This window comes from Agathobacter sp. (assembly GCF_977054825.1).
In genome coordinates, this window is record NZ_CDRTEH010000015.1 from 1 (window position 1) to 25963 (window position 25963).

Below are 25963 nucleotides of genomic sequence, written 5' to 3' on the forward strand. Positions count from 1 at the left end.
CAAGTGCAAGCACCTCAGCAAGCACCAGTGCCTCAACCAGCGCAAGCACCTCAGCAAGCACAAGTGCATCGACAAGTGCAAGTACCTCAGCTAGTACAAGTGCTTCAACCAGCGCAAGTACATCAGCAAGCACCAGTGCTTCAACAAGCGCAAGCACATCAGCAAGTACAAGTGCCTCAATAAGCGCAAGCACATCGGCAAGTACGAGTGCCTCAACAAGTGCAAGTACCTCAGCAAGTACTAGCGCATCAACGAGTGCAAGTACATCGGCAAGCACAAGTGCCTCAACAAGCGCAAGTACATCGGCAAGCACGAGTGCATCGACAAGTGCAAGCACATCAGCAAGTACTAGCGCATCAACGAGTGCAAGTACATCGGCAAGCACAAGTGCCTCAACAAGCGCAAGTACATCAGCAAGCACAAGTGCCTCAACAAGCGCAAGTACATCAGCAAGTACGAGTGCCTCAACAAGTGCAAGCACATCGGCAAGCACGAGTGCATCGACAAGTGCAAGCACATCAGCAAGTACAAGTGCCTCAACAAGTGCAAGTACATCAGCAAGCACCAGTGCTTCAACAAGTGCAAGCACATCGGCAAGTACGAGTGCCTCAACAAGTGCAAGCACATCAGCAAGTACAAGTGCTTCAACAAGTGCAAGTACATCAGCAAGCACGAGTGCCTCAACAAGCGCAAGCACATCGGCAAGTACAAGTGCTTCAACAAGTGCAAGCACAAGTGCATCAACAAGCGCAAGCACATCAGCAAGTACAAGTGCATCAACAAGCGCAAGCACCTCGGCAAGCACGAGTGCCTCAACAAGTGCAAGTACATCAGCTAGCACAAGTGCCTCAACAAGTGCAAGCACCTCAGCAAGCACAAGTGCATCGACAAGTGCAAGTACCTCAGCTAGTACAAGTGCATCAACAAGCGCAAGCACTTCAGCAAGCACAAGTGCCTCAATAAGTGCAAGCACCTCAGCAAGCACAAGCGCATCAACAAGTGCAAGCACATCGGCAAGCACGAGTGCATCGACAAGTGCAAGCACCTCAGCAAGTACAAGTGCTTCGACAAGTGCAAGTACCTCAGCAAGTACAAGTGCTTCAACAAGTGCAAGCACATCGGCAAGTACAAGTGCTTCAACCAGCGCAAGCACATCGGCAAGTACTAGCGCCTCAACAAGTGCAAGCACCTCAGCAAGCACAAGTGCCTCAACAAGTGCAAGTACATCGGCCAGCACAAGCGCATCGACAAGCGCAAGCATAAGTGCAAGTACGAGTGCATCAACAAGCGCAAGCACCTCAGCAAGCACGAGTGCATCAACCAGCGCAAGTACATCGGCTAGCACAAGCGCATCGACCAGCGCAAGCATAAGTGCAAGTACGAGTGCATCTACAAGTGCAAGCACCTCAGCAAGCACGAGTGCATCAACCAGCGCAAGCACCAGTGCATCGACAAGCGCAAGTACATCGGCCAGCACAAGCGCATCAACAAGCGCAAGCACCTCAGCAAGTATAAGTGCCTCAACAAGTGCAAGTACATCAGCTAGTACAAGTGCTTCAACAAGTGCAAGTACATCAGCAAGTACTAGCGCATCGACAAGTGCAAGTACATCGGCAAGTACTAGCGCATCAACAAGTGCAAGTACATCAGCAAGTACCAGTGCTTCAACAAGCGCAAGCACATCAGCAAGTACCAGTGCTTCAACCAGCGCAAGCACATCAGCAAGTACCAGCGCATCAACAAGCGCAAGCACATCGGCTAGCACAAGCGCATCGACAAGCGCAAGCACATCGGCAAGTACGAGTGCCTCAACAAGCGCAAGCACCTCAGCTAGTACAAGCGCAAGTACCTCAGCAAGCACCAGCGCATCAACAAGCGCAAGTACATCAGCTAGTACGAGTGCTTCAACTAGCGCAAGCACCAGTGCCTCAACAAGTGCAAGTACATCGGCAAGCACGAGTGCATCGACAAGTGCAAGCACATCGGCAAGTACGAGTGCCTCAACAAGTGCAAGTACCTCAGCAAGTACAAGTGCTTCAACAAGTGCAAGCACATCAGCAAGTACAAGTGCTTCAACAAGTGCAAGCACATCAGCAAGTACGAGTGCTTCAACAAGCGCAAGCACCAGTGCCTCAACAAGTGCAAGCACATCAGCAAGTACGAGTGCTTCAACAAGCGCAAGCACATCAGCAAGTACAAGTGCCTCAACAAGTGCAAGTACATCAGCAAGTACAAGTGCCTCAACAAGTGCAAGTACATCGGCAAGCGCAAGCACATCGGCAAGTACTAGCGCATCAACGAGTGCAAGTACATCGGCAAGCACAAGTGCCTCAACAAGCGCAAGTACATCAGCAAGTACAAGTGCTTCGACAAGTGCAAGTACCTCAGCAAGTACAAGTGCTTCAACAAGCGCAAGTACCTCAGCAAGTGAGAGTGCATCAACGAGTGCAAGTGAGTCAGAGAGCACCTCAGCAAGTGAGAGTGCATCAACGAGTGCAAGTGAGTCGGAGAGCATTTCAGCAAGCGAGAGTGAATCAACCAGTGTAAGTGAGTCAGCAAGCACAAGTGAGTCACTCAGTACAAGCGAGAGCATCAGCACAAGCACGAGTCAGAGTCAGTCAACTGCAAATGTAGTACCGACACCGGCTCCAACTCCTGCACCGGCAGTAGATAATGCACCTGCACCGGCAGCAACTATTACACCGGCTGCTACACCTCTTGCAGCAGCTACACCGGTGGCTCCGGCAGCGCCAGTAGCACCTGCACCAGCAGCTCCGGCAGCTCCTGCGGCACCGAATACACCAATTCAGGATGCACAGGTTCCTCTTGCAGTAAATGAGGATGAAGATAATCTTCAGAACATCGAGGATGAGGATACACCTCTTGCAGCAGGCGGAACAGCCAAGGACGGTATCAAAACATGGTGGTGGTGGATTGCAGCAGCAGTTGCAGCTATCACAGGAAAGGGTGTTTATGATAATCGTAGAAGAAAACCGGAAAAGAGTGATGACTCTGAGGATAATTCTGATGAGAAATAAATAATCAATAGCAATACTAAGAATATTGTTTTATAATGTTAGTGACCATCTGTTATGGATGGTCACTAATACTATTCAAAGGAAGAGGAAATCATTGAAAGAGAAGAGACAAAAAGAACATGTATTATTGTATAAGATATTGTATTCTCTAATGATAATGCTTGTATATATGATTGGAAGAAATATCCCATTATATGGAATAGATCTGAAAGCATATGAGGATGTGAGTGTTGATGCACAATCTATTTTGCTTCAGGCATTATCAGGAGATATGAAAAACTGTTCATTGTTTATTCTGGGATTGTGGCCATATATGATTGCTTCAATACTTGCAGTGCTAATGGTAGCAATAATATCTTTAGACAGTTCCCGAAAGATATCTCCAAGAAAACTTAATATATGGACACTTTTTTTTATGATGGTAATTGCATTTATCCAGGCATATCAGAAGGTTCAGACATTCGTATATAAGGATATGGATGCGCAGATGCTGTTGATTACAAAGGTAATTGTGTTTATACAGCTTATAGCAGGTATGCTTATAGTAGTGTATATGTGTGATAGAACCACGAAATACGGTATTGGTGGTCGAATGAGTGTATTCATGATAAATATTGTGGATGGAATGATGAATATGTTTGCAGGACAGAAAGCAGACAGACTGATTTTGCCTGTAATTATCGGTGTTGTTGAGATTGCTATTATGGTTATAATAGAAACAACTGAAAAGAGAATAGCAGTACAGAGAGTTTCCATAAACAATATTTATGCAGATAAGAATTACTTGGCATATAAGTTAAATCCTGTGGGTGCAATGCCACTTATGTTCACCTCAGCGGTATTTATGCTGCCACAGTTTGTCTGTTCAGGCTTATATTATCTGTACCCGGATAATCAAAAACTTGCATGGCTTATTGATAATCTTAGGCTCACGGCTGTTTTTGGAATTATAGTATATTTGGCAATTATTGTATTACTTACTATTTTATTTTCTGTGATAATGCTCACACCGGGCAAGGAAGCCGAGAATCTGTTGAAATCAGGGGATTCTATTCTGGATATATATGCAGGCAAGCCGACTCGCAGATATCTTGTGGGTACGGTAATCAGATTTTCTATATACAGCTCGATAATTATATGTATATGTCAGGGAGTTCCGCTATTTCTTCAATTTGGAGGATATATTGATTCAACACTGGCTATGTTACCATGCTCTATAATGATGTCGACAGGCATTTGGATATCGTTATATAGAGAGGCTGAGGTTTATAGAAATATGGACAGATATCATCCATTTATATAGTATAAGGAGATTTTTAATGTTATATTTTGTACCGGCATGGTATAAGGAAAACTCATGGATTGAAAATGAACAGCAATGGTACATGAGGAGAATGAAATCGGAGTTTGACGAAACAATTAAACAGATTACACTATTTCACAGAAATGTGGATGTGAAGTACCGGATAGTTTTACTTGGTTATTCACCAAATTTCAGGCATTTCTCTCATAGACAGGGCATGTATCGTTCGCCGTACTGGTCTTGTTTTGATGCAATTGCACAGGTTAAGAGGACTAAGATGGCTGTGTTGTCATATCATGATATTAAGTGGCCGGAGGGCGTGGAGTTTGTATATTCACCATTCTCAATTGTTGCCTTGTATAATGGACAGAAATATGCTCAGGTTGAGTTTGGCGAGGATGGGAACCCTATAATTATAGATATGTACGAGGAAGGGCAGATTTGCCGAAGGAATTATTACGATGACAGAGGCTTTGTATCTTCAACGATTATATATGAAAACGGACAAATGAAATATCAGGATTACCTGATGGAAAACACTATTTGGAAGCTCAGAGTAAATGCATTAGATGGAAGTGTAATGGTCAATCCTTCTTATCCAATGTATGATACTAAAACAGGGGAAAAGCAATTTTGTAAGCTGTCATATGACTCACTTGATGAGGTGATACAGGAGGTATTATCTGATTTTGTTAATGAAACCGGGGCAAAGGATACTTTTTTCGTGGCAGTTCATAGCTTGCATATGAATGTTTTAGGTGATGTGCTCCGAGAAGGAAAGGTAGTTTATACTTTTTTTGAAGAAAGATATGATTATTCGAAAATTCATAGCATCAAAGGCTATCTGAAGTCCTCAGAATATATTATTACAGATTCAAAAAATACAACAAAAATTATAAAGGATAATTTGTCAGATTCGAGTCTGCGTATAATGGATATTCCGCCGTATGATACGCGTATGGATTTTGGTATAAGTCAGCAGTTAAAGGTTCAGAATATTTTGATTCCTATAGATGGTTTGGAAAAGGATGCATATAGAGCAATTATTCGCGAGGTGTCAGAGTATTTGTGTATTAACGATCTTGCAAGGGTACACATTTTTACAAGAAATGCACAGTGGGGACATGAAGATAATATTCGTAACGAGCTTGTCGGTATGCTTAGGGAATATGGACACGACATAAGATGGGTATGTAAAGCGGACTATATTGATGAGGACGAAGAAAAGGTTGAACAGAGATTTTTTATCGATGTGTGTGTGGATGAGAGAACCATCAGCAAATGTATCAATGAGCAAAGAATTATATTGGATTTGCGGGGAGTGGTTGATGTTTTCCTTTATATAACAGCGATAAGTAAAGGTGTTCCGCGTATTAGTTTTTCAGAGGATCAGTTCCTGCATGATGGCAAAAACGGTAGAATCATAGATGATTATAATCAGATAGGCAGAAGTCTGGCATTTTATCTGGATAGTCTGGAGAATTGGAATGCAGCTCTTGTTGCGTGTTATGAAGCAGGAAAGGACTATAAAACAGAAGTGTTACTTGATAAATGGCGAAAGGTGTTAGGTATAGTTGAATAGTATTCAGATTTTGTATATTGGAAATGAGGATTGGACAACCAAATATAGCATTCCCGATTTCGTTGAGTGGGAGAATTATGAAGACACAGGGATTTTTCCGCCGAAACAGGTAGATATCGTTATTTTAGACAGAGATATAAACTATAAGGAAAAACAGATACTGACTAAGATTACAAGAGCGTACAGTCTTTTTGCTACAGAGAATGTAAAGATGCAAAACAGTGTTATTCATGATTATTTTGAGGAGCGATCAGGTCTTTACCTCTATTCAGGGGATGTGCAGGTTTTTCTGGATCAGGAGGCAGCAAAGTATTACAGACAGCCATATGGTGAAAAGTTTAAGCCGGAGCATATATCTGTTAGTCAGTTTTTTAGAGGTTCAGTCAGATGTAAGGGTAACTATGACATGCTTTTAGAAGGAGATTTTGGAGACACATTTTCTCAGATAGTGTTCTGGAAATCAAATATTCCGGTGTTTGACAGACAGAATATTGATTTATACTTTGAACACAGAAGGACAGGTTCTGTAGAGGTAAAGCTGCATGTATATAAATTCTATAATGGTTCTGTCGGTGATATCCAAAGGGTATGGGAATTCAGCCAGGATGAATTAGACGGGATTGTCACTATTGACAATGACGAGCTTGAAGGCCCGGTGTTTGTTTCTGTTTTGGCAAAAGGACAGGGAACACTCGAGGTTATATCGTTGCATGATAGATATTCAAGGCAGAATATAGGTTATTTTCTTCCGGGTGGAGAGAGGATTATCTCATCACAGGGGGAAGAGATATTCACATATCTGGATAAAGGAGATTGTAAACCACCTCTTGCTATTTATTTTTCAGGATATCGTAAGCAGGAAGGCTTTGAGGGCTATAATATGATGAGAAAGCTTCGATGTCCTTTTATGCTTATTACTGATCCAAGACTTGAGGGCGGTGCTTTTTATATAGATAATGCTGATTTAGAGGAAAAGCTGTTTAATAATATTGAAAAAACGATTAATGAAATGAAGTTTAAGAAATCGGATGTTATTATTTCCGGAATGTCAATGGGTACTTTTGGTTCCCTTTATTTTGGTTCTAAATTGAGTCCTCATGCACTGATTTTAGCAAAGCCACTTACAGAGCTTGGAGTTGTTGCAGAAAATGAAAGGCTTCTTAGACCGGGAGTTTTTCCGACATCCCTTGATTTGTTATTGAAAAATTATGGTTCATTATCGAAAAAGAGTGTAGAAGAATTTGATAAAAGAATGTGGGAAAGATTTGATAAAGCAGACTGGTCTCATACTAAATTTATAGCTTCATATTTGTATGAGGATGATTATGATACAGATGGATATAAAAATATACTGGAACATTTGAAATCAGAAGGTGTAGAAGTATATGGAAAAGGTTCCCATGGACATCATAATGATAATCACGAGAGTGTTGTGGGATGGTTTTTGAGTCAATACAGGCTGATTCTTGAAGAAGATTTTAATCGAAAGTGATGTAGATATATGGTAAATGATACTTGGACAGTATATTGGGAAGAGTTTATGTCTGATTCATATGGGTATGGGTCAGAGGTGGAATTTAATAAAGACAAATCAGTAAGATATTCTAACAGGCTTATGCCACCGGGAACTGTGGTGCACAGATGGTATTCAAAGACGAATTATCAGATGCACAGGCTAGAACCAACATTGCCGCTTATTGATGGTGAGAGCACATATTTTATCGGGCTGAACATTGATTATAACAGTGTGGAAAGCGAGGCTCTGATTCTTCGTATCATATTTTACGACAGGTACGATAATGAGACGAAAAGCACTATTGTGAGAGATAATAAAGCATATTTTTTACCACCAATCACGACATACAGTTACTCAATAGAATTGATTAATGGTGGAAATGCGGATTTCACATTTAAGTCACTTATAATAAAAGAGGTTTCAAAGGAAGAGTTTGATGAAGACCAGAAGAGAATTGAAAAGCTTAAAAAGATTTCTAGCAAAGGTCAAAAAAAGCGAAGAAAAAATAAAAAATCTAAGTGATAATGAATTAAAACATCTTACAGTTGAGTTTAAGGACAGATACCAGAGTGGTGAATCACTGGATTCGTTATTGCCGGATGCATTTGCAGCTATTGTTGAAGCTGATGAAAGAGTTCTTGGAAAAAGACCATATGATGTTCAGATTCTTGCAGGAGCAGCCTTACACAAGGGATATCTTGCAGAGATGAATACTGGTGAAGGTAAAACTCTGGCGGCTACGATGCCTTTATATCTGAATGCCTTGACGGGTAAAAGCTGTATGCTTGTCACGACAAATGACTATCTTGCTTCACGTGATGGTGAGGAGATGGGTGAAGTATATTCTTTTATGGGACTGACATGCTCATATCCTGATGGCGATGATTCTAATACTAATAAGAGAACTGACGATGAACGCAAAAAATTTTATTCAGCGGACATCATATATACCACAAACGGTACACTTGGTTTTGACTATCTGTTTGATAATCTTGTTAAGAATAAGTCAGATAGGTTTTTGTGTGATTTTAATTATGTAATTATTGATGAGGCTGACTCGGTGCTTTTGGATGCAGCTATTATGCCGCTTGTTATATCAGGAGTTCCACGTGTGCAGTCAAATCTTTATAATCTATGTGATTTCTTTGTTACAACACTGGTTGAGGATATTGACTATATTGAAGAGGACAAGGCTGTCTGGCTTACTCCAAAGGGAGTTAAATTTGCAGAGAGCTTTTTTGGTATTCCTAACTTTTATGGCAAGGAATATTTTGAAATCAACAGGCATGTTACGCTGGCATTAAGGGCTCATAAATTGCTCGAAAATAAAAAAGATTATGTAATCAGCCCGGATGGAGAGGTAGAACTGTTTGACGGAGCAACAGGACGTCTCATGCACGGTGTAAAGCTGCGTGGCGGTCAGCATCAGGCTATAGAGGCAAAGGAAAAGGTAGAGATATCGCAGGAATACAGAACTGTGGCATCAGTTACCTTCCAGAATCTGTTTATGATGTTTGACAAGATGGCCGGCATGAGCGGTACACTCATGGATGCAAAGGATGAACTGTTTGAGGTATATCACAAGAGGGTTGTTAAAATACCGACAAACAAGCCAATGATTAGGAAAGACCATAAAGATAAATATTTCAGAAATGCAAGGGATCAGTTTCACACTGCAGCAAATGATGTTATTGAATTGCATAAAACAGGACAGCCTGTGCTCGTAGTTTTAAACTCTGTTACAGATACCGATTTGTTTTCGAGATTGATGATACAGTACAATATCCCGCACAACGTACTAAACGCCAGCAATGCTTTCTGGGAAGCACAGATTATCGCAGGCGCAGGCCAGTTGAATGCGGTCACGGTTGCTACAACTATGGCAGGAAGAGGAACCGATATAAAGCTTGGAGATGGAGTTAAGGAGCTTGGAGGTCTGGCTGTTATAGGTGTAGGAAGGATGGAAAACAGAAGGTCTGAAAGGCAGGCAAGAGGGCGTGCAGGCAGACAGGGTGACCCGGGCTTTAGCCAGTACTATGTGAGCCTCGAGGATGATATCGTGGGAGCAGAGGATGATGAAAAGCTTGAAAAGTATATTGATGGAAAGCGTTGGATAAGCAGGAGCCGGATAAGACGTATTGTAAATCAAAGTCAGCGATTAAATAATGAGATGGCAGAGATGAATCGTAAGAGATCTGTGCAGTATGATGTGGTCCTCCAGCGCCAGCGAGACCTAATCTACGCAACCAGAAAGAACCTGCTCGACGGTGCAAGCGTCGAGCAGGAGAAGATAGTAGGGATTGCAAAGGAGAATATCTCAGACTTCGTTAATCATTTTGACTGCATACAGAGTAATAAGAAGCATGGCAGGCGCCGTGGCAGAAAGAAAGATAACGATAAAAATAACAATACAGAGCAATACACATCCATACTAAACAGATACATCCTTGACAATATCTCCTACAAGCTGGACGCAGGGCTGACTTCGTCTGACATGGAAAGTGCTTCTACTGTTAGCGACTACCTGCTGCTTCGTGTATATCAGGGGCTTTCAAGGCAAAAGGAGCGCATAGGTGATGAGGAGGCTTACGAACAGTTTGTCCGTGAGGCGACTCTAAAGGCGGTGGATGATGGCTGGGTTGAGCTGATTGACTACCTTGAGCAGCTCAAGTATGCGGTAGCAGGAAGAGCATCCGCACAGAGAAATGTTATGTTTGAATACCAAAATGAGGCTTTTGAGTCGTTTTTGGATACAGAAAAAGCAGTAAAATGTAATATCATAAGGAATATTTTGCTTAGTGACGTGAAAATCGGCAAGGATGGCAGGCTGCAGGTCATTTACCCATAGAGGTAATTATTCAAAAGTATTGAGAAAAAGCTGATGCGTCATACTTGAATGTAAGCAGCAGACATTATAAAACTAATAGTTTGACAGATATGAGGAGAATCATATGGTATATAACTTCAATCTCGGAATAGGCTGGGCTTCAAGCGGCGTGGAGTACGCACAGAGCTACAGAGCGAATCTGCTCCGCAGGGCACACATTCCGGCAAGGTTTGTTTTCACAGATATGTTTCCAACTGAAAATATAGAGCACATGACAAGAAACATCGGCTTTTTGGATGAGGAAGTGATATGGCTGTACACATTTTTTACAGATGTGAGGACATCGCCTGTCACCTTCACTCTAAAGGAGCTTGAGGCTACGATGGCAGAGGAGGATTATACCTTTTCCAGAGAGGGCAGGACATGCAGGTATCAGTTTAAGGAGAGCGGCAGGTTCTACACCTGCTACATGGTCGATGATACAAGTGATCTCGTGCACAGAGTCGAGATTGTCTCAAACGGATGCCTGATCAGGAAGGATTTTTACACCTATTGCAGGACCTTCAGCGAGTACTATGCTCCGCTCGACGGCAAGGCGCATCTGTACGGCAGGACATTTTTCAATGAGGATGGCTCAGCATGCTACGAGGAGGTCATAGAGGATGACAGCACCTTTTACAGGATTGGGGCGCAGGTGCTTTACACCAAGGCTGACCTGGTCGGCTACATGGTAAAGAGGCTTAATCTCACGGCTGATGATGTGGTGATCATCGACAGGACGACAGGCATAGGCCAGGCAATCCTTGAAAACTGCGGACCGGCGCGCGTAGGCATAGTGGTGCATGCGGACCATTTCAGCGAGGGCGGCACGGATGATGATTACATACTGTGGAACAACTATTATGAGTATTCGTTTTCACAGACTGAGCACATAGATTTCTACATCACAGCGACTGATGCGCAGAATGAGCTTATGAGGCAGCAGTTCAAGAAGTACTGCGGAAAAGAGCCTCATGTGGTGACTATCCCGGTGGGCAGTCTGGATGTGCTTAAGTATCCTGATGAGCTAAGAAAGAGGCATTCTCTCATCACTGCGTCGCGTCTTGCAACTGAGAAGCACTGTGACTGGCTGGTGGAGGCTGTTGTAAAGGCAAAGGAAAGCGTGCCTGACATATCACTTGACATATATGGCAAGGGTGGCGATGAGGCAAAGCTTAAGGGGCTTATCGAAAGGCTAAGCTGTGCTGATTATGTGCATTTGATGGGACAGCAGAAATTAGATGATGTATACAAGCATTATGATGCGTATGTGGCGGCTTCACAGAGTGAGGGCTTCGGGCTCACACTCATGGAGGCCATAGGCTCAGGGCTTCCTATAGTGGGCTTTGATGTGAGGTATGGCAACCAGACCTTTATCGATGATGGGCAAAACGGCTACAAAATTCCAATCACCGATGAGATGGATCAGAAGGAGAAGATAAAGCTCCTTTCTGAGCGTATAGTGAGGATGTTTACAGAGGATGACCTGGATGCATTTTCAGCACATTCATATGAAAAGGCCAAAGAATATCTGACTAAGGAGGTGGTTCACAGATGGATAGAGCTGTTGAAGTAACACACATGGCAGATGGTATCACACTGCTCTTTGATACATTTTCGGGCGAGAGCAAGAATCTCCTTGAGTCATTTAAAAATGCCGGTGCAGCCTTTCATGCAGCAGCCATTGAGGATGACGGTTTTCTGCCGGATGATGTGATGAGCGTGTATGGATTTTTCTTAGGTGATTACAGGAAAGCTGACAGCTTACCGGGGAAGCCGCTGTATTTCAATCAGATACAGATTCCTGATTACTGGCGCATAGAGGGCGATAATTCATCTGCGAAGGTCATGGACCGCACCAGGGAGAGGGCGAGGATATTTTTCACGGAGCCTACGCACAGGAGGCAGGTCAAGATTGTTGACTGGCTCGATGATGCCGGTCAGGTCAGGCTTTCAGAGCATTATAACAGGTATGGCGCGATTTTCTGTCACACTATTTTTAATAAAAAGGGCCAGAAGGCACTCAGGAAGTTTTTTGATGTGACGGGCAGGGAGATGATAGTGGAGAACTTCGTCACCGGTGATATTCTCGTCAGATGGCAGGATAAGGACTGGATTTTCAGAAACAAGACAGACTTTATAGCGTTTTTTATCAGATGTGCAGGGCTGGAGGATACAGCGGTTTATTTCAACTCGCTGTCATATCCGTTTTTTGCATCACAGGCGCTTGCGCCAAACGGATTTCGCGACGCACTCTTCTGGCATGAGCCGGTGGGTGATGAGATACCCGGCAATATGCAGATTATACTGCATGACCAGGGAACGAGGGCAAAGCGCGTATTTGTATCGCGAAAGGACTCTTACGACAGGCTTATAGCACTAGGTGCTCCGGCGGATAAGGTGAAGCAGCTTGGATATATCTACAGCTTCGTCAGGGAAAATAAGCACAGGCCGCACATACTCGTATGTACCAATTCAGAGAATGTGGGTCATCTGACAGAGCTTGCGTCGCTCATGCCACAGATGCATTTTCATGTGGCAGCTATCACAGAGATGTCGTCGAAGCTCATGTCGGCAGGGCAGTATGACAATGTGTCACTCTACCCTAATGTGAAGATGTCCGTGCTGGATAATCTTTTTGAGAAGTGTGATTTCTACCTCGATATCAATTACGAGGGTGAAATAGTGGATGCGGTTCACAGGGCTTTCTTAAACAACATGCTTATAGTGGGCTATGAGGAGACCATGCACAACGCATATTACACCGCAGACACGAATACATTTAAGGAGAGCGAGTACGCTGATATGGCTGAGGCGCTCAACCTGACACTGGCTATGCCGCATCTTATTGATGAGGCGCTTGCCATGCAAAAAAAGGCTGCTGTAGCGGCTGATGCAACAGACTACATGGAAATACTCCATTTGTAGTGATACAGGGTTTATGAACAGAAAGGAGCTTAATATGAGTAAAAACACAAACAACAATCAGACAGTAGACGAGAAAAAGGGTAAAAGGACAGGGCTTACAATACTGGGCTATGTGCTTGTCATCGTGGCACTTCTTATAGTGCTTCCGGTTGTGCTTCCGCCGATATTTGGCTATCATACATATCTTTCGGGCACAGATCACACAGGAAATATCTCAAAGTACGGCAGCGTGGTATATTTAAAGACTATCGACGAGGCATCTTACAAGGATGGCAATATAGTAGCCATCGAATCAGCTGATTCATCAGGCAGAAGTGTTGATTCTTATTATGTAGATTCTAATGATTCTTCTGCAAAAGAGATTGCATTACGTGATGGAAATGGTGTATCATATAAGGTAGTTAAAGGGCAGGTTATCGCAAAGACTCCGTTTATAGGATACTTAAGCCAGCTGTGCTTTTCGGCAGTTGGAATTATTGTCACGGTAGTGATTTTTGCTGCAGGTGTAGCAATCATGATGTATGTAAACAAAATCAGCAAGGAAATCAACACCATGGTTGAACAGCAGACTGCATAGTGTGTCTGAATTCTAATCTGCGGCATTAGAGAACCTGACTATTATAAAGCAGACCTTATGTTTGCGGAATAGGATAAGTTATGGATAGATACAGCGTGAGTAGGACAAAGAGGTCATTGTTTTATTTAATGATGGCCTTTTTGATTGTTGGATTTATAATTGCCGAGTGCATATTACCGAGTGAGAGGAGCCAGTCCGTCAGTGATAAAAGTATCACCTACGAGGGCAGCTTTACATGGGAGAAGTCTGATGGTGAAAGGGAGACTATTGAAGTGCCCGGCAGGTATGATGTGAAGCCGGGGGATACGATGGTCATAACTACTGTCCTGCCTGATGATTTCGATGCAAGTGTCATGGCAATCAGAGCATCACTTCAGACAGTCAGATTTTATGTGGATGGCAGCCTGAGAGCAGAGTATGATACAAAGGACACGAGACCCTTCGGTAAGGATTCCGCGAGCAGATATGTTTTTTGCAACATGTCGGAGGATGATGCAGGCAAAGAGCTGCGCATTGAGCTGACGAGCCATGCATCCAACTATTCGGGCGTTGTAAATACAGTATACTGCGGAGATAAGAGCGATATATGGACAAATATCTTTCATAACAGCTCCAGAGAGACGGTTATAGCGTTTTTCATTCTTTTTGCAGCTATAGTGGCCATTATGTTCAGCATAGCACTCAGTATTGTATACAAGACACACTTTGACATGGAGTTTGTGGGCTGGTGTCTGCTTTTAGGAGCGGCGTGGATGCTCGGTGAGTCAAAGCTGCGTCAGATGCTGGTGCCGAATGCATCTGTTATGGCAGCCATGTGCTTTGTGGTTATTCTGCTTAGTCCTATTGCTGTTTCGATTTATATTGACAGCATACAGGGTGGGCGTTATACAAGAGTGTATACATGCATAGAGGCACTTGCGGCTGCGAATTTAATTGTCTGCACAGCTTTGCAGCTTTTTGGTGTGTGCGATTATATAGAGACTCTGCCGGCAGGACAGGGAATGCTTGCTGTCTGCTGCGCGGTCGTTATCACAACGTTTATCATTGATATAATTAAGCATAGGACATTGGGCTACAGACCTGAGATGGTTGCCATGATTATAGCGCTTGTTCTGGTGCTTATAGAGGCTGCTTCTGTGTACTTTGTTGTCACTATGTCAGGCTTCTTTATCGGAACAGGCCTTATTGTGATTTTGTTTGTCAATATAATAGTCACAATAAAAAGAATCAGCGAGATAGAATACAAGCGCCAGAAGGAAGAAAGTGACAGGCTTAGAAATCAGACAGAGAGAGTTTCCCTTCAGATGATGAAGACACTCGCTGCTACAATAGAAGCAAAGGATGATTATATGAGGGGGCACTCATACAGGGTGGCAGAGTACTCTGCTCTCATTGCAAAGCAGCTTGGCTGGAGTGAGCATGAGGTGGAGAATCTTAGAAATGCTGCATATCTGCATGATATCGGAAAGATTGGCGTGCCTGATACTATATTAAATAAGCCAACCAGGCTGACCGATGAAGAGTTTGCAGCCATAAAGAGCCATACTGTGATGGGCGCAGATATCTTAAAGGATATCACACTGTTAGACCATCTGGTGGATATTGCAAGGAATCATCATGAGCGCTACGATGGAAAGGGCTATCCTGACGGACTGGTGGGAGAGGAGATACCGCTTTCTGCCCGTATAGTGTGTGTGGCAGACAGCTATGATGCCATGAAATCGCGCAGGATTTACAGGAATGCACTGCCCGATGAAGAGATCCGAAGGGAGCTTTTGGATAACTGCGGCACGCAGTTTGACCCGCAGATATCGCGTATGTTTGTTGATATGCTTGACAATGGCATGGTTGTGATAGATGAAAATAATCCGGCAGCTAAGGGCTACCGTGATAATGCGGTTATCGAGTCAGTGGCAGACAAATTCATATCTGAGGTTATGAAGACCATGAGCAGTCAGGAAAAGGCAGACAGTGTTGATTATCTGACAGGACTTCACATGCGAAGCCGCGGACAGCAGATAATAGCAGCCCTGATGCAGGAGAATGATGGCTGCCTTGCCTTCATAGATATGGATAATCTCAAAAAAGTCAATGATGTGCATGGTCACAAGGCCGGTGACAGGGCACTTAAGCTTATAGGTAATCTCCTCGCAAAAGAGACTGAGAATGAGACCTTTGCAGCCTGCAGGCTTGGAGGTGATGAGTTCCTCATCTTTATGCCATATTCTGACAGGGCGATGGTGGAGAGTGTTATAAAGCGCATATTTGAGGGCTTCGAGAGTGCCAAGGAAGCGGACTGTGAGATAAAGGATGCTGCTCTTTCGGCAGGAATGTGCCTGACAACAAAGGGAGCCATGTTTGAAAGTGACTACACAAGGGCAGATAAGGCACTCTACTATGTGAAGCAGAACTGCAAGGGTACATATTTCTTCTATGAGCAGCTTTTAACTGACAATATGGAGAATACAAATCTGAGTGTGGATTTACGAAATGTGGCAAAGCATTTAAAGGAGAGTGGCAGCTACACAGGTGCGCTGGATTTAAACTACAGAGAGTTTGCGAGAATCTATGAGTTCATGAACAATGTAGGAGAGAGGCACAAGCACAACTGCTATCTGGTCATGGTGACTATGAACACTCTGCCGGAGCAGCTTGCAGATATCGAGGAAATTGAGAAGGCACTTGACTACATGGAGCAGTCTATCCGCAGCAAGATCAGAAAGGTGGATGTCTGCACGCGCTACAGCTCAATGCAGTATCTTATAATACTATTTGAGCCACAGGAAAATCAGATTCCGAATGTCATGGAGAGAATCTTTATGCATTACTATGAGCTCTGTGACAGAGAGGATTTCAAGCCGCAGTATGAGTATATCAAGATGACTGAGGCAAAATAAAATAGGGATTGTTAAATAATAGTCAATGTGGTATAGTTTTCTTCGAACGGTATTCGAAGGAAACTGTATCATGGAGGATGTGTTGTCACCTTATGACAGAGCATATCCGGCAGACACAAGTAGCCAAAAGCACATTGCTGCAGCAGATATGAAGCAGACAGCAAAGTGACAGGCGCGCACAGGATAAATCGACCGCTGCCATACGGCACATGGCGGAGATTATATCAGCTGCGATATAAGGAATGGTCTGACCGGCTTGGAAAGAAGGTGGTAGCATGAAAATAGGCATAATCGGCGCAGGCAGAGTGGGCTGTTCTATAGGTAAGTACCTAAGGACAAAGGACATAGAGCTTGCAGGCTATTATGACGTGGATTCTGCGGCGGCTAAGGAGGCTGCGGAGTTTACAAGGACAGAGAGCTTTGATTCGCTAAAGCAACTGGCGGATCAATCACAGATTATATTTATCACCACACCGGATTCATTTATTATACCGGTTTGGGAACAATTAAAAGAGCTTTCTCTAACGAATCAGATTATATGTCATTGCAGTGGCGCATTATCATCCGATTCATTTTCCGGAAGGGAGAGCATGAGCGTATCATGCTGTTCAATTCATCCAATGTTACCGTTCAGTAACAAATTTTCATCATATGAGCAATTAAATAAAGCATTTTTCACAGTGGAAGGGCAGGATGCTGCGGTTGAAGCAATATCCGGGCTGTTTTGTTCTATTGGAAATGAGGTATGCCGTATTGATGGCGCTAAAAAAGCAAAATACCATGCAGCGGCGAGCATTTTGAGCAATCAGGTGATTGCTGTACTTGACATGGGTTATTCTCTTTTGGAGGACTGCGGCTTTACAAGGGCTGAGGCTGTAAGGGCTACAGGCCGGCTTGTGATGCGCAATATCGAAAACGTACTCGAAGCAGGCTGTGACGGCGCACTGACCGGACCAATCGAGAGAAACGATATTGAAACAGTGAAAAAGCACATCGCATGTATGCAAAATGACGATAGCGATGATGTTATATTGTACAAAATGCTTGGCACAAAACTGGTAAATATTGCTGAAAAAAAGAATCCTGATAAGGATTACACTCAGATGATGGAATTGCTAAGAGGGTGACAATACCGTTAATATACAAGAAACGGATTGTTGCAGAAAGACAGAGGGATTGGACAATGAAAAATACAGTAGTAACTTTTAAACAGGCAAAGGAAAAGGGCGAGAAGCTCACGATGCTCACAGCATATGATTATTCGACAGCAAAGCTCATAGATGAGGCAGGAATCAATGCGATTTTAGTAGGAGATTCTCTTGGCATGGTGGTGCTTGGCTATGAGGATACACTTTCAGTGACTATGGAGGATATGATTCATCACAGCGCAGCTGTTTCAAGAGGCATAAAGGATACACTGCTCATCACAGATATGCCTTTTATGTCATATCAGACATCAGTTTATGATGCTGTGGTCAATGCAGGACGACTCGTGAAGGAAGGCCATGCGCAGGCAGTTAAGCTCGAGGGTGGCAAGGAGGTATGTCCACAGATAAAGGCTATCGTGGATGCGTCAATTCCGGTATGTGCACATTTAGGGCTTACACCACAGTCAGTAAACGCATTCGGCGGCTTCAAGGTGCAGGGCAAGGGTGAAGAGGCAGCACAGAAGCTCCTTGATGAGGCCCGTGCAGTCGAGGAGGCAGGAGCATTTGCAGTGGTGCTCGAGTGTGTGCCAAAGGCACTTGCCAAAAAAATCACAGAGAGCATAAGCATACCTACAATCGGTATCGGAGCAGGAGCAGACTGCGACGGCCAGGTGCTTGTATATCAGGATATGCTTGCAATGTATGCAAACATGAAGCCGAAATTTGTAAAGCAGTTCGCACAGGTCGGAAAAGAGATGAATGAGGCATTCACAGCCTACAAAAAGGCTGTTGAGGAGGGAAGCTTCCCGGGTGAGGAGCATACCTTTAAGATGGATGAGACAATAATTGACAAGCTGTATTAGTATCGAAAATAGATACTAAAAATAAAAGAATAAGGAGACATAAAATGTTAATATACGGACAAATCGAACAGGTGAGAGAAGCGGTAAAGGCATGGAAGAGAGAGGGCAAAAGCGTTGGCTTTGTACCTACAATGGGATACCTCCACGAGGGACATAAGAGCTTAATCGATGCGGCAAGACGCGAGAATGACAAGGTTGTAGTGAGTATTTTTGTAAATCCAATGCAGTTTGGCCCTACAGAGGATTTAGACAGCTATCCACGTGATTTAAACAGGGATGCAAAGCTTTGCGAGGATGCTGGAGTTGACATTATTTTCCATCCACAGCCTGAGGAGATGTATGCAGACGGCTTCTGCTCATATGTGGATATGAATGGCCTCACAACTGAGCTTTGTGGAAAAACAAGACCTATTCATTTCAGAGGTGTGCAGACAGTTGTATTGAAGCTGTTTCACATTGTGACACCTGACCGCGCATACTTTGGACAGAAGGATGCACAGCAGCTTGCGGTCATAAAGCGTATGGTAAAGGATTTAAATGTTGACACAGAAATCATCGGCTGCCCAATCATCCGTGAGGAGGACGGACTGGCAAAGAGCTCAAGAAACACGTATTTAAGTGAGGATGAAAGACAGGCGGCGCTTGTACTTAGCAGAAGCTTAAAAATCGGAAAGCAGCTCGTAGAGGCAGGCGAGAAGAGTGCAAAGGTGGTAAAGGATGCAATCACAGCAGAGATAAACAAGGAGCCGCTTGCAAGAATTGATTATGTAGATGTGGTTGATTTTGACACGATTACACAGGTTGATGAGATTAAGGGAACAACACTCGTGGCAATTGCTGTCTATATCGGAAAGACAAGGCTGATTGACAATTTTATCGCATAGTAGGATAGCAACAATTATTGAAAAGAGGTACAAACAATGAATTATACAATGCTTAAAGGCAAAATACACAGAGCGGTGGTCAAGCAGGCTGACTTAAATTACGTGGGAAGCATCACTGTAGATACAAAGCTGCTTGAGGCAGCAGGCATCTTGGAATATGAGATGGTTCAGATTGTCGATGTGGAAAACGGAAACAGATTCGAGACCTACACCATCGCCGGAGAGCCTGGCTCAGGCATGATATGCTTAAACGGCGCAGCCGCCAGACAGGTTGCAGTCGGTGACCATGTGATACTCATGTGCTATGCGCAGATGACACCTGAGGAAGCAAAGGAGCATCATCCAAAGGTAGTGTTTGTGGATGATGAAAACAAGATAGCGCGTGTGACGAATTATGAGAAGCACGGAAAGCTGACGGAGGATTTTATTTAACAATAGAAAAATCAAGCCTGCTGTAGTATAATAATGATATGAGTGCCAAAAGGTATTTTGCCCCTCATTTATGATTAATCGGGTAAAATAGTTACAAAATACCATGTATTTATGCGGGAGGTAAATATGTACACAGCAGACGAAAAGAGATATGACACAATGAGATATAACAGATGCGGCAGGAGCGGACTTAAGCTTCCTGTTGTATCGCTTGGTTTATGGCACAATTTCGGTGATTTTTCATCGTATGACAACATGAAGCAGATGTGCTTCACAGCCTTTGACCATGGCATCACTCACTTTGACCTGGCAAACAACTATGGCCCTGAATATGGCAGCGCAGAGAAGCACTTCGGGCTTATACTGAAGGAGCATCTGTCTGCATACCGCGATGAGCTCATCATCAGCTCAAAGGCAGGCTATGATATGTGGAAGGGACCATACGGCAACTGGGGCAGCCGCAAGTATCTGATTGCAAGCCTTGATCAGAGCCTTAAGAGAATGGGACTCGACTATGTGGATATCTTCTATCATCACAGAATGGACCCTGAGACACCGCTTGAGGAAACAATGGGAGCACTCGACCAGATAGTAAGGAGCGGTAAAGCACTCTATGTCGGACTGTCAAATTATGACGGCGAGACCATGAAGAGAGCCTGCGAGATTCTTACTGATTTGAAATGTCCGTTTATCATCAACCAGAACTCATACAATATCTTCAACCGTACAATAGAGCAAAACGGCTTGAAGCAGGCAGCCAGAGAGTGTCAAAAGGGCATCATCTCCTTCAGTCCGCTCGCACAGGGCATGCTCACAGACCGTTACATAAACGGCATCCCGGAGGATAGCCGTATAAAGACAGACGGCCGCTTTTTAAATCAGGAAAAGCTTGCTCCACACATCGAGCAGATTAAGAAGCTGAACGATATAGCCACAAAACGTGGTGAGACACTTGCACAGATGGCTCTTAAGTGGGTGGTAAAGGATGATGACGTGACAAGCGTGCTTGTCGGCGCTTCAAAGCCACAGCAGATTCTTGAAAACTTAAAGGTTATGGAGGGCACAGGCTTCTCTGAGGAAGAGCTTAGGATGATTGATGAGGTTGTGGGAGTGTAAAGGTGATTTCAGCAGGGAGTATAGCAGCAATTAATGCTATACTCCCTGCTATTATATTTTTGGTTGCAAGAATCCTGTTTATGCTATAAAATATTTATAACTGTATGCAGATATTTAATAATCACAATATCTGCCTGTATAATAAAATACGCATAAAGAGGACGAAAGAATGATCAACAAATTAGTAGACAAAATCAAGAAAACAAACGCACCTATCGTGGTAGGTCTTGACCCGATGCTTTCATATGTGCCTGAGCACATCACAAAGAAGGCATTTGACGAGCTTGGAGAGACACCGGCAGGTGCAGCGGAAGCTATCTGGCAGTACAACAAGGCTATTGTGGATGCTACATATGACCTGATTCCTGCAGTAAAGCCACAGATTGCCATGTATGAGCAGTTTGGTGTTGAGGGACTTAAGGCATTTCAGAAGACAGTGGATTACTGTCACGAGAAGGATCTCGTGGTTATCGGAGATGTAAAGCGTGGAGATATCGGCTCAACATCGGCTGCATACGCTACAGGACATCTCGGAAGGGTACAGATCGGCAGCAAGAGCTATTCTACCTTTGATGAGGATTTTGCCACTGTCAATCCATACCTTGGAACAGACGGCATCAAGCCATTCGTAGATGTATGCAAGGAGGAGAAGAAGGGTATCTTTATCCTTGTAAAGACATCTAATCCATCAAGCGGCGAGTTCCAGGATCGTATGATTGATGGTCGCCCATTATATGAGTGGGTAGGCGAGAAGGTTGCAGAGTGGGGAGCTGACTGCATGGGTGATTCATACAGCTATGTAGGTGCGGTTGTCGGAGCCACATACCCTGAGCAGGGTAAGATTCTTCGTAAGGTAATGCCAAAGAGCTTCATCCTTGTACCGGGCTACGGTGCACAGGGCGGTAAGGGTGCAGACCTTGTTCATTTCTTCAATGAGGACGGACTTGGTGCAATCGTCAACTCATCACGCGGTATCATCTGCGCATACAAGCAGGATAAGTACAAGGATATGGGCATCACAGCAGAGAATTTTGCAGATGCATCACGCAAGGCTGTCGAGGATATGATTGAGGATATCTCAGGAGCACTTGCAAATCGTTAATAAGTCATTCAGAAAGCTTAAATATATTAACAAACGAAACCAGGGAGATAAAATGGCAGAGAAATTTGAGGAGATTGCAGTTGTAGTTGACCAAAGCTCACTCGGCAATGGCATCTATGACCTCACACTTAAGACAGACAAAATTGCAAAGGCAGCAAGGGCGGGACAGTTTGTATCGGTTTACTCAAACGATAAGAGTAAGCTGCTTCCGCGTCCGATAAGCCTTTGTGGCATAAACAGAGATGAGGACACTATCCGTCTCGTGTACCGTGTGACAGGTGAAGGAACAGGAACAGAGGAGTTTTCAAAGCTTGTCATGGGCGACAAGGTAAGGCTTTTAGGACCTCTTGGAAACGGCTTTACAGTACAGCCGGGTAAGAAGGCCTTCCTTATCGGCGGAGGAATCGGAGTGCCGCCTATGCTGCAGCTTGCGAAGGATATAAATGCAGTATGCGATATGAACATAGTCATGGGCTACCGCGATGAGAATACCTTCCTGCTCGATGAGTTTAAGGAGCAGGCAGCTTCATTTGTAGCCACAGAGGACGGCAGTGTCGGCACAAAGGGCAATGTCATCGATGCGATAAAGGAGAATGCTCTTGAGGCAGATGTGATTTATGCATGTGGACCTATGCCTATGCTTCGTGCACTCAAGGCTTACGCTGCAGAGCATGATATGGACTGCTTTGTATCAATGGAGGAGCGCATGGCATGTGGAATCGGTGCATGCCTTGCCTGCGTATGCAAGACAAAGGACAAGGATGCCCACAGCAATGTAAACAACAAGCGTATATGCAAAGAGGGACCTGTTTTTGATGCGAAGGAGGTGGAGCTGTAATGAGCAATATGTCAGTAAAGGTGGCCGGCGTTGAGTGGAAAAATCCTGTTACAGTTGCATCCGGCACATTCGGCTCCGGTGCAGAGTACAGCGAGTTTGTTGATTTAAACAGACTTGGTGCAGTCACTACAAAGGGTGTTGCGAATAAGCCGTGGGAGGGAAATCCTACACCGAGAGTAGCAGAGGTGTACGGCGGCATGCTCAATGCAGTCGGACTTCAAAATCCCGGCATCGACCTTTTCTGCAAGAGGGATATTCCCTTTTTAAAGCAGTTTGATACAAGGATTGTGGTAAATGTCTGCGGTCATTCGCTTGACGAGTATCTTGATGTGGTAAAGCGTCTTGCGGATGAGCCTATTGATATGATGGAAATAAATATCTCATGCCCGAATGTTAAGGAGGGCGGAATTGCCTTCGGAACAGATCCAAAGGGTGTTGAGACTATCACAAGTGAGATAAAAAAATATGCAAAGCAGCCTGTTATCATGAAGCTTTCTCCAAATGTCACAAGCATTGCAGAGATAGCAAGGGCAGCAGAGGCAGGCGGAGCTGATGCGGTTTCACTCATCAACACTATTACAGGTATGAAGATTGATATAAACAGAAGAAGCTTTGTGTTAGCAAACAAGACAGGCGGCATGAGCGGTCCGGCAGTGCATCCGGTTGCAGTGCGCATGGTTTACGAGACAGCACATGCAGTCAATATACCGATTATCGGAATGGGCGGTATAACAAATGCTTCCGATGCTATAGAGATGATACTTGCCGGAGCTACGGCGGTTTCAGTCGGCACAGCAAACTTTGTGAATCCAAAGACCACAGAGCAGATAGTGGATGGCATCGCAGAGTACATGGACAAGTATGGAGTAAAGAATATTTCAGAGCTTGTCGGTGCGGTTGACAGATAGAGCATAAGGGATAGACGGAGGAGAAAATAATGATTCTGGCAGCAGAATACGTGCCTTCTATGTATGCCACAGTCTGGGCGCTTGTTCCACCTGTTGTGGCTATAGTTCTGGCACTTATCACAAAGGAGGTCTACAGCTCACTATTCGTCGGAATAGTGATCGGCGGACTGTTTTATGGAAATGCATTTCAGCCGGGGTTTTCGGCTGAGAGATCAGTGCTTCACATATTCGAGGACGGACTTGTCGGAGTGCTATCGGATTCGTACAATGTGGGAATACTGATATTTTTAGTCGTGCTCGGTGTCATGGTGAGCATGATGAACAAGGCAGGCGGCTCGGCGGCCTTTGGAGAATGGGCGAGTGAGCACATAAAGACAAGGATCGGTGCCCAGCTTGCAGCTATAATGCTTGGAGTGCTCATATTTATAGATGATTACTTCAACTGTCTGACAGTGGGAAGTGTGATGCGCCCTGTCACCGACAAGCATCAGGTTTCCAGAGCAAAGCTTGCATATCTGATAGATGCCACAGCAGCGCCTGTATGCATCATTGCACCTATATCATCGTGGGCAGCCGCAGTCACAGGCTTTGTAAAGGGAGAGGATGGCTTTTCTATTTTCATAAAGGCCATTCCGTACAATTACTATGCGCTATTTACCATTATCGCCATGGTGACACTTGTTGTTTTGCAGGTGGATTTCGGTCCTATGGCAAAGCATGAAGCCAATGCAAAAAAGGGCAATCTGTTTACCACAGGAGACAGGCCGTATGCAGAGTCAAAGCAGGATGTGATAAAGGGCAAGGGAAAGGTTATAGACCTTGTATTTCCTATACTGGTGCTCATAATAAGCTGCATCATCGGAATGATATACACAGGTGGCTTTTTTGACGGAACAGGCTTTGTCGATGCGTTTGCAGGCAGCGATGCTTCAATCGGTCTCATGCTTGGAAGCTTTTTTGCACTGATAATCACCATATGCTTTTACTCGATCAGAAGGGTATTAAGCTTTACGGATTGTTGTAATTCAATCCCTGAGGGCTTTAAGGCAATGGTACCTGCAATACTTATACTGACCTTTGCATGGACACTAAAGACCATGACAGAGAGCCTTGGCGCCAAGGAATTTGTCGCAGGCTTAGTGGGAGGCGTATCGGGACCACTCCTTGGACTGTTCCCGGCAATCATATTTCTGGTGGGAGCCTTCCTTGCCTTTGCAACAGGAACCTCATGGGGCACATTCGGCATACTCATACCGATAGTAGTAAACATCTTCTCAGGCACAAACCATACGATGATGATCATCTCAATCTCAGCGTGCATGGCAGGTGCAGTATGCGGAGACCACTGCTCACCGATATCCGATACCACCATCATGGCATCTGCCGGAGCCCAGTGCAACCACATGAACCATGTGTCCACACAGCTTCCGTACGCTGTGCTTGTGGCTGCCATATCATGCCTGACCTACATCATAGCAGGCTTTGTCAGAAATCCTGTAGTACCTTTTATCATAGGAGTGCTTATCCTGATTGGAACCTTTGTCGGAATCAAGTATATCACGAGAACCGATAAAGCAAATGAACAAGCGGAGTAGCCAAAAAAGAGTTCTATTTTTGCAGACATTTAGTCTGCGAAATATAGAACTCTTTTTTTATGGTAAGTTCTATACCGGACGGACGACTGCGCAGCATGGGAAGACACACCGATGGTGCACGGTCGATTTTTGACGAGCCGTGTATGAGTTATATGCGTCACAGACAAAAGGTGGCACGGAAAATACTCGTTCAAGCAACACAGCATAGAGAATGCTATAAAGGTAAAAAGCGCGTTTGATTTTCCGTGCCTTATAAACTCTGTCTGTGGCAGCATTTACTCATACTAGGCGAGGAGATATGAGACAGTGTGCCATCGGTGTGTCTTCCAATGCTGCGCAGTCGTCCATTGGCTATCAATAAAATTTATAG

At 44.2% G+C, this 25963-nt stretch carries 20 protein-coding genes; 19 read left to right on the top strand and 1 reads right to left on the bottom strand.

Annotation, left to right across the window (positions count from 1 at the left end; genetic code table 11):
• Positions 1–2605, bottom strand: a 2605-nt coding sequence (locus ACW6PM_RS10705) for an MnhB domain-containing protein (protein WP_456057141.1), incomplete at its 3' end; no start/stop codon positions are given.
• Between the two features lie 130 nt (positions 2606–2735).
• On the opposite strand from ACW6PM_RS10705, the gene ACW6PM_RS10710 reads away from it, so the two are divergent.
• The 19 genes from ACW6PM_RS10710 (at position 2736) to ACW6PM_RS10800 (ending at position 25593) form a co-directional block, all read left to right on the top strand.
• Positions 2736–3038 (top strand): hypothetical protein, encoded by a 303-nt coding sequence (locus ACW6PM_RS10710; RefSeq protein ID WP_456057142.1) that lies wholly within the window; start codon positions 2736–2738, stop codon positions 3036–3038.
• Between the two features lie 94 nt (positions 3039–3132).
• Entirely contained in the window at positions 3133–4341 is a 1209-nt protein-coding gene (locus tag ACW6PM_RS10715; RefSeq protein ID WP_456057143.1) for a preprotein translocase subunit SecY, read from the top strand.
• 16 nt (positions 4342–4357) lie between these two features.
• Positions 4358–5923, top strand: a complete 1566-nt coding sequence (gene asp1, locus ACW6PM_RS10720; RefSeq protein ID WP_456057144.1) for an accessory Sec system protein Asp1 — start codon at positions 4358–4360, stop codon at positions 5921–5923.
• The gene (asp2, locus tag ACW6PM_RS10725; protein ID WP_456057145.1) at positions 5916–7415 is read left to right on the top strand and encodes an accessory Sec system protein Asp2; all 1500 of its coding nucleotides are present in this window, start codon (positions 5916–5918) and stop codon (positions 7413–7415) included. Before asp1 ends, asp2 begins: the two co-directional genes overlap by 8 nt.
• Positions 7416–7424: 9 nt before the next feature.
• Positions 7425–7961, top strand: a complete 537-nt coding sequence (asp3, locus tag ACW6PM_RS10730) for an accessory Sec system protein Asp3 (protein WP_456057146.1) — start codon at positions 7425–7427, stop codon at positions 7959–7961.
• Positions 7876–10287 carry an accessory Sec system translocase SecA2 gene (gene secA2, locus ACW6PM_RS10735; RefSeq protein ID WP_456057147.1) on the top strand — a complete coding sequence of 804 codons (2412 nt, stop codon included), beginning with the start codon at positions 7876–7878 and terminating at the stop codon, positions 10285–10287. The genes asp3 and secA2 overlap by 86 nt, the downstream gene beginning before the upstream one ends.
• A 103-nt stretch (positions 10288–10390) precedes the next feature.
• A complete protein-coding gene (gene gtfA, locus ACW6PM_RS10740; RefSeq protein WP_456057148.1) occupies positions 10391–11881 on the top strand; it encodes an accessory Sec system glycosyltransferase GtfA in 1491 nt (496 codons plus the stop codon).
• Positions 11860–13233 (top strand): accessory Sec system glycosylation chaperone GtfB, encoded by a 1374-nt coding sequence (gtfB, locus tag ACW6PM_RS10745; RefSeq protein ID WP_456057149.1) that lies wholly within the window; start codon positions 11860–11862, stop codon positions 13231–13233. Before gtfA ends, gtfB begins: the two co-directional genes overlap by 22 nt.
• A gap of 34 nt (positions 13234–13267) precedes the next feature.
• Entirely contained in the window at positions 13268–13810 is a 543-nt protein-coding gene (locus tag ACW6PM_RS10750) for a hypothetical protein (RefSeq protein ID WP_456057150.1), read from the top strand.
• Positions 13811–13890: 80 nt separating this feature from the next.
• Positions 13891–16707: an HD domain-containing phosphohydrolase gene (locus ACW6PM_RS10755; protein ID WP_456057151.1), complete on the top strand. Its 2817-nt coding sequence runs from the start codon at positions 13891–13893 to the stop codon at positions 16705–16707.
• A gap of 275 nt (positions 16708–16982) precedes the next feature.
• Complete coding sequence (locus ACW6PM_RS10760; protein WP_456057152.1) at positions 16983–17834, top strand: Rossmann-like and DUF2520 domain-containing protein; 852 nt, start codon at positions 16983–16985, stop codon at positions 17832–17834.
• Positions 17835–17890: 56 nt separating this feature from the next.
• Positions 17891–18718 (top strand): 3-methyl-2-oxobutanoate hydroxymethyltransferase, encoded by an 828-nt coding sequence (gene panB / locus ACW6PM_RS10765; RefSeq protein ID WP_015517323.1) that lies wholly within the window; start codon positions 17891–17893, stop codon positions 18716–18718.
• Positions 18719–18762: 44 nt separating this feature from the next.
• The gene (panC, locus tag ACW6PM_RS10770) at positions 18763–19602 is read left to right on the top strand and encodes a pantoate--beta-alanine ligase (protein WP_456057153.1); all 840 of its coding nucleotides are present in this window, start codon (positions 18763–18765) and stop codon (positions 19600–19602) included.
• 36 nt (positions 19603–19638) lie between these two features.
• Positions 19639–20034, top strand: coding sequence for an aspartate 1-decarboxylase (gene panD, locus ACW6PM_RS10775; RefSeq protein WP_012743323.1), 396 nt, complete (start codon positions 19639–19641; stop codon positions 20032–20034).
• Between the two features lie 126 nt (positions 20035–20160).
• Positions 20161–21150 (top strand): aldo/keto reductase, encoded by a 990-nt coding sequence (locus ACW6PM_RS10780; protein ID WP_456057154.1) that lies wholly within the window; start codon positions 20161–20163, stop codon positions 21148–21150.
• Between the two features lie 169 nt (positions 21151–21319).
• Positions 21320–22252 (top strand): orotidine-5'-phosphate decarboxylase, encoded by a 933-nt coding sequence (gene pyrF, locus ACW6PM_RS10785; protein ID WP_148885446.1) that lies wholly within the window; start codon positions 21320–21322, stop codon positions 22250–22252.
• Between the two features lie 52 nt (positions 22253–22304).
• The gene (locus ACW6PM_RS10790) at positions 22305–23090 is read left to right on the top strand and encodes a dihydroorotate dehydrogenase electron transfer subunit (RefSeq protein ID WP_308669243.1); all 786 of its coding nucleotides are present in this window, start codon (positions 22305–22307) and stop codon (positions 23088–23090) included.
• Positions 23090–23998 (top strand): dihydroorotate dehydrogenase, encoded by a 909-nt coding sequence (locus ACW6PM_RS10795; RefSeq protein ID WP_456057155.1) that lies wholly within the window; start codon positions 23090–23092, stop codon positions 23996–23998. Before ACW6PM_RS10790 ends, ACW6PM_RS10795 begins: the two co-directional genes overlap by 1 nt.
• Before the next feature lie 29 nt (positions 23999–24027).
• Positions 24028–25593, top strand: coding sequence for a Na+/H+ antiporter NhaC family protein (locus ACW6PM_RS10800; RefSeq protein ID WP_456057156.1), 1566 nt, complete (start codon positions 24028–24030; stop codon positions 25591–25593).
• Positions 25594–25963: the final 370 nt, after the last annotated feature.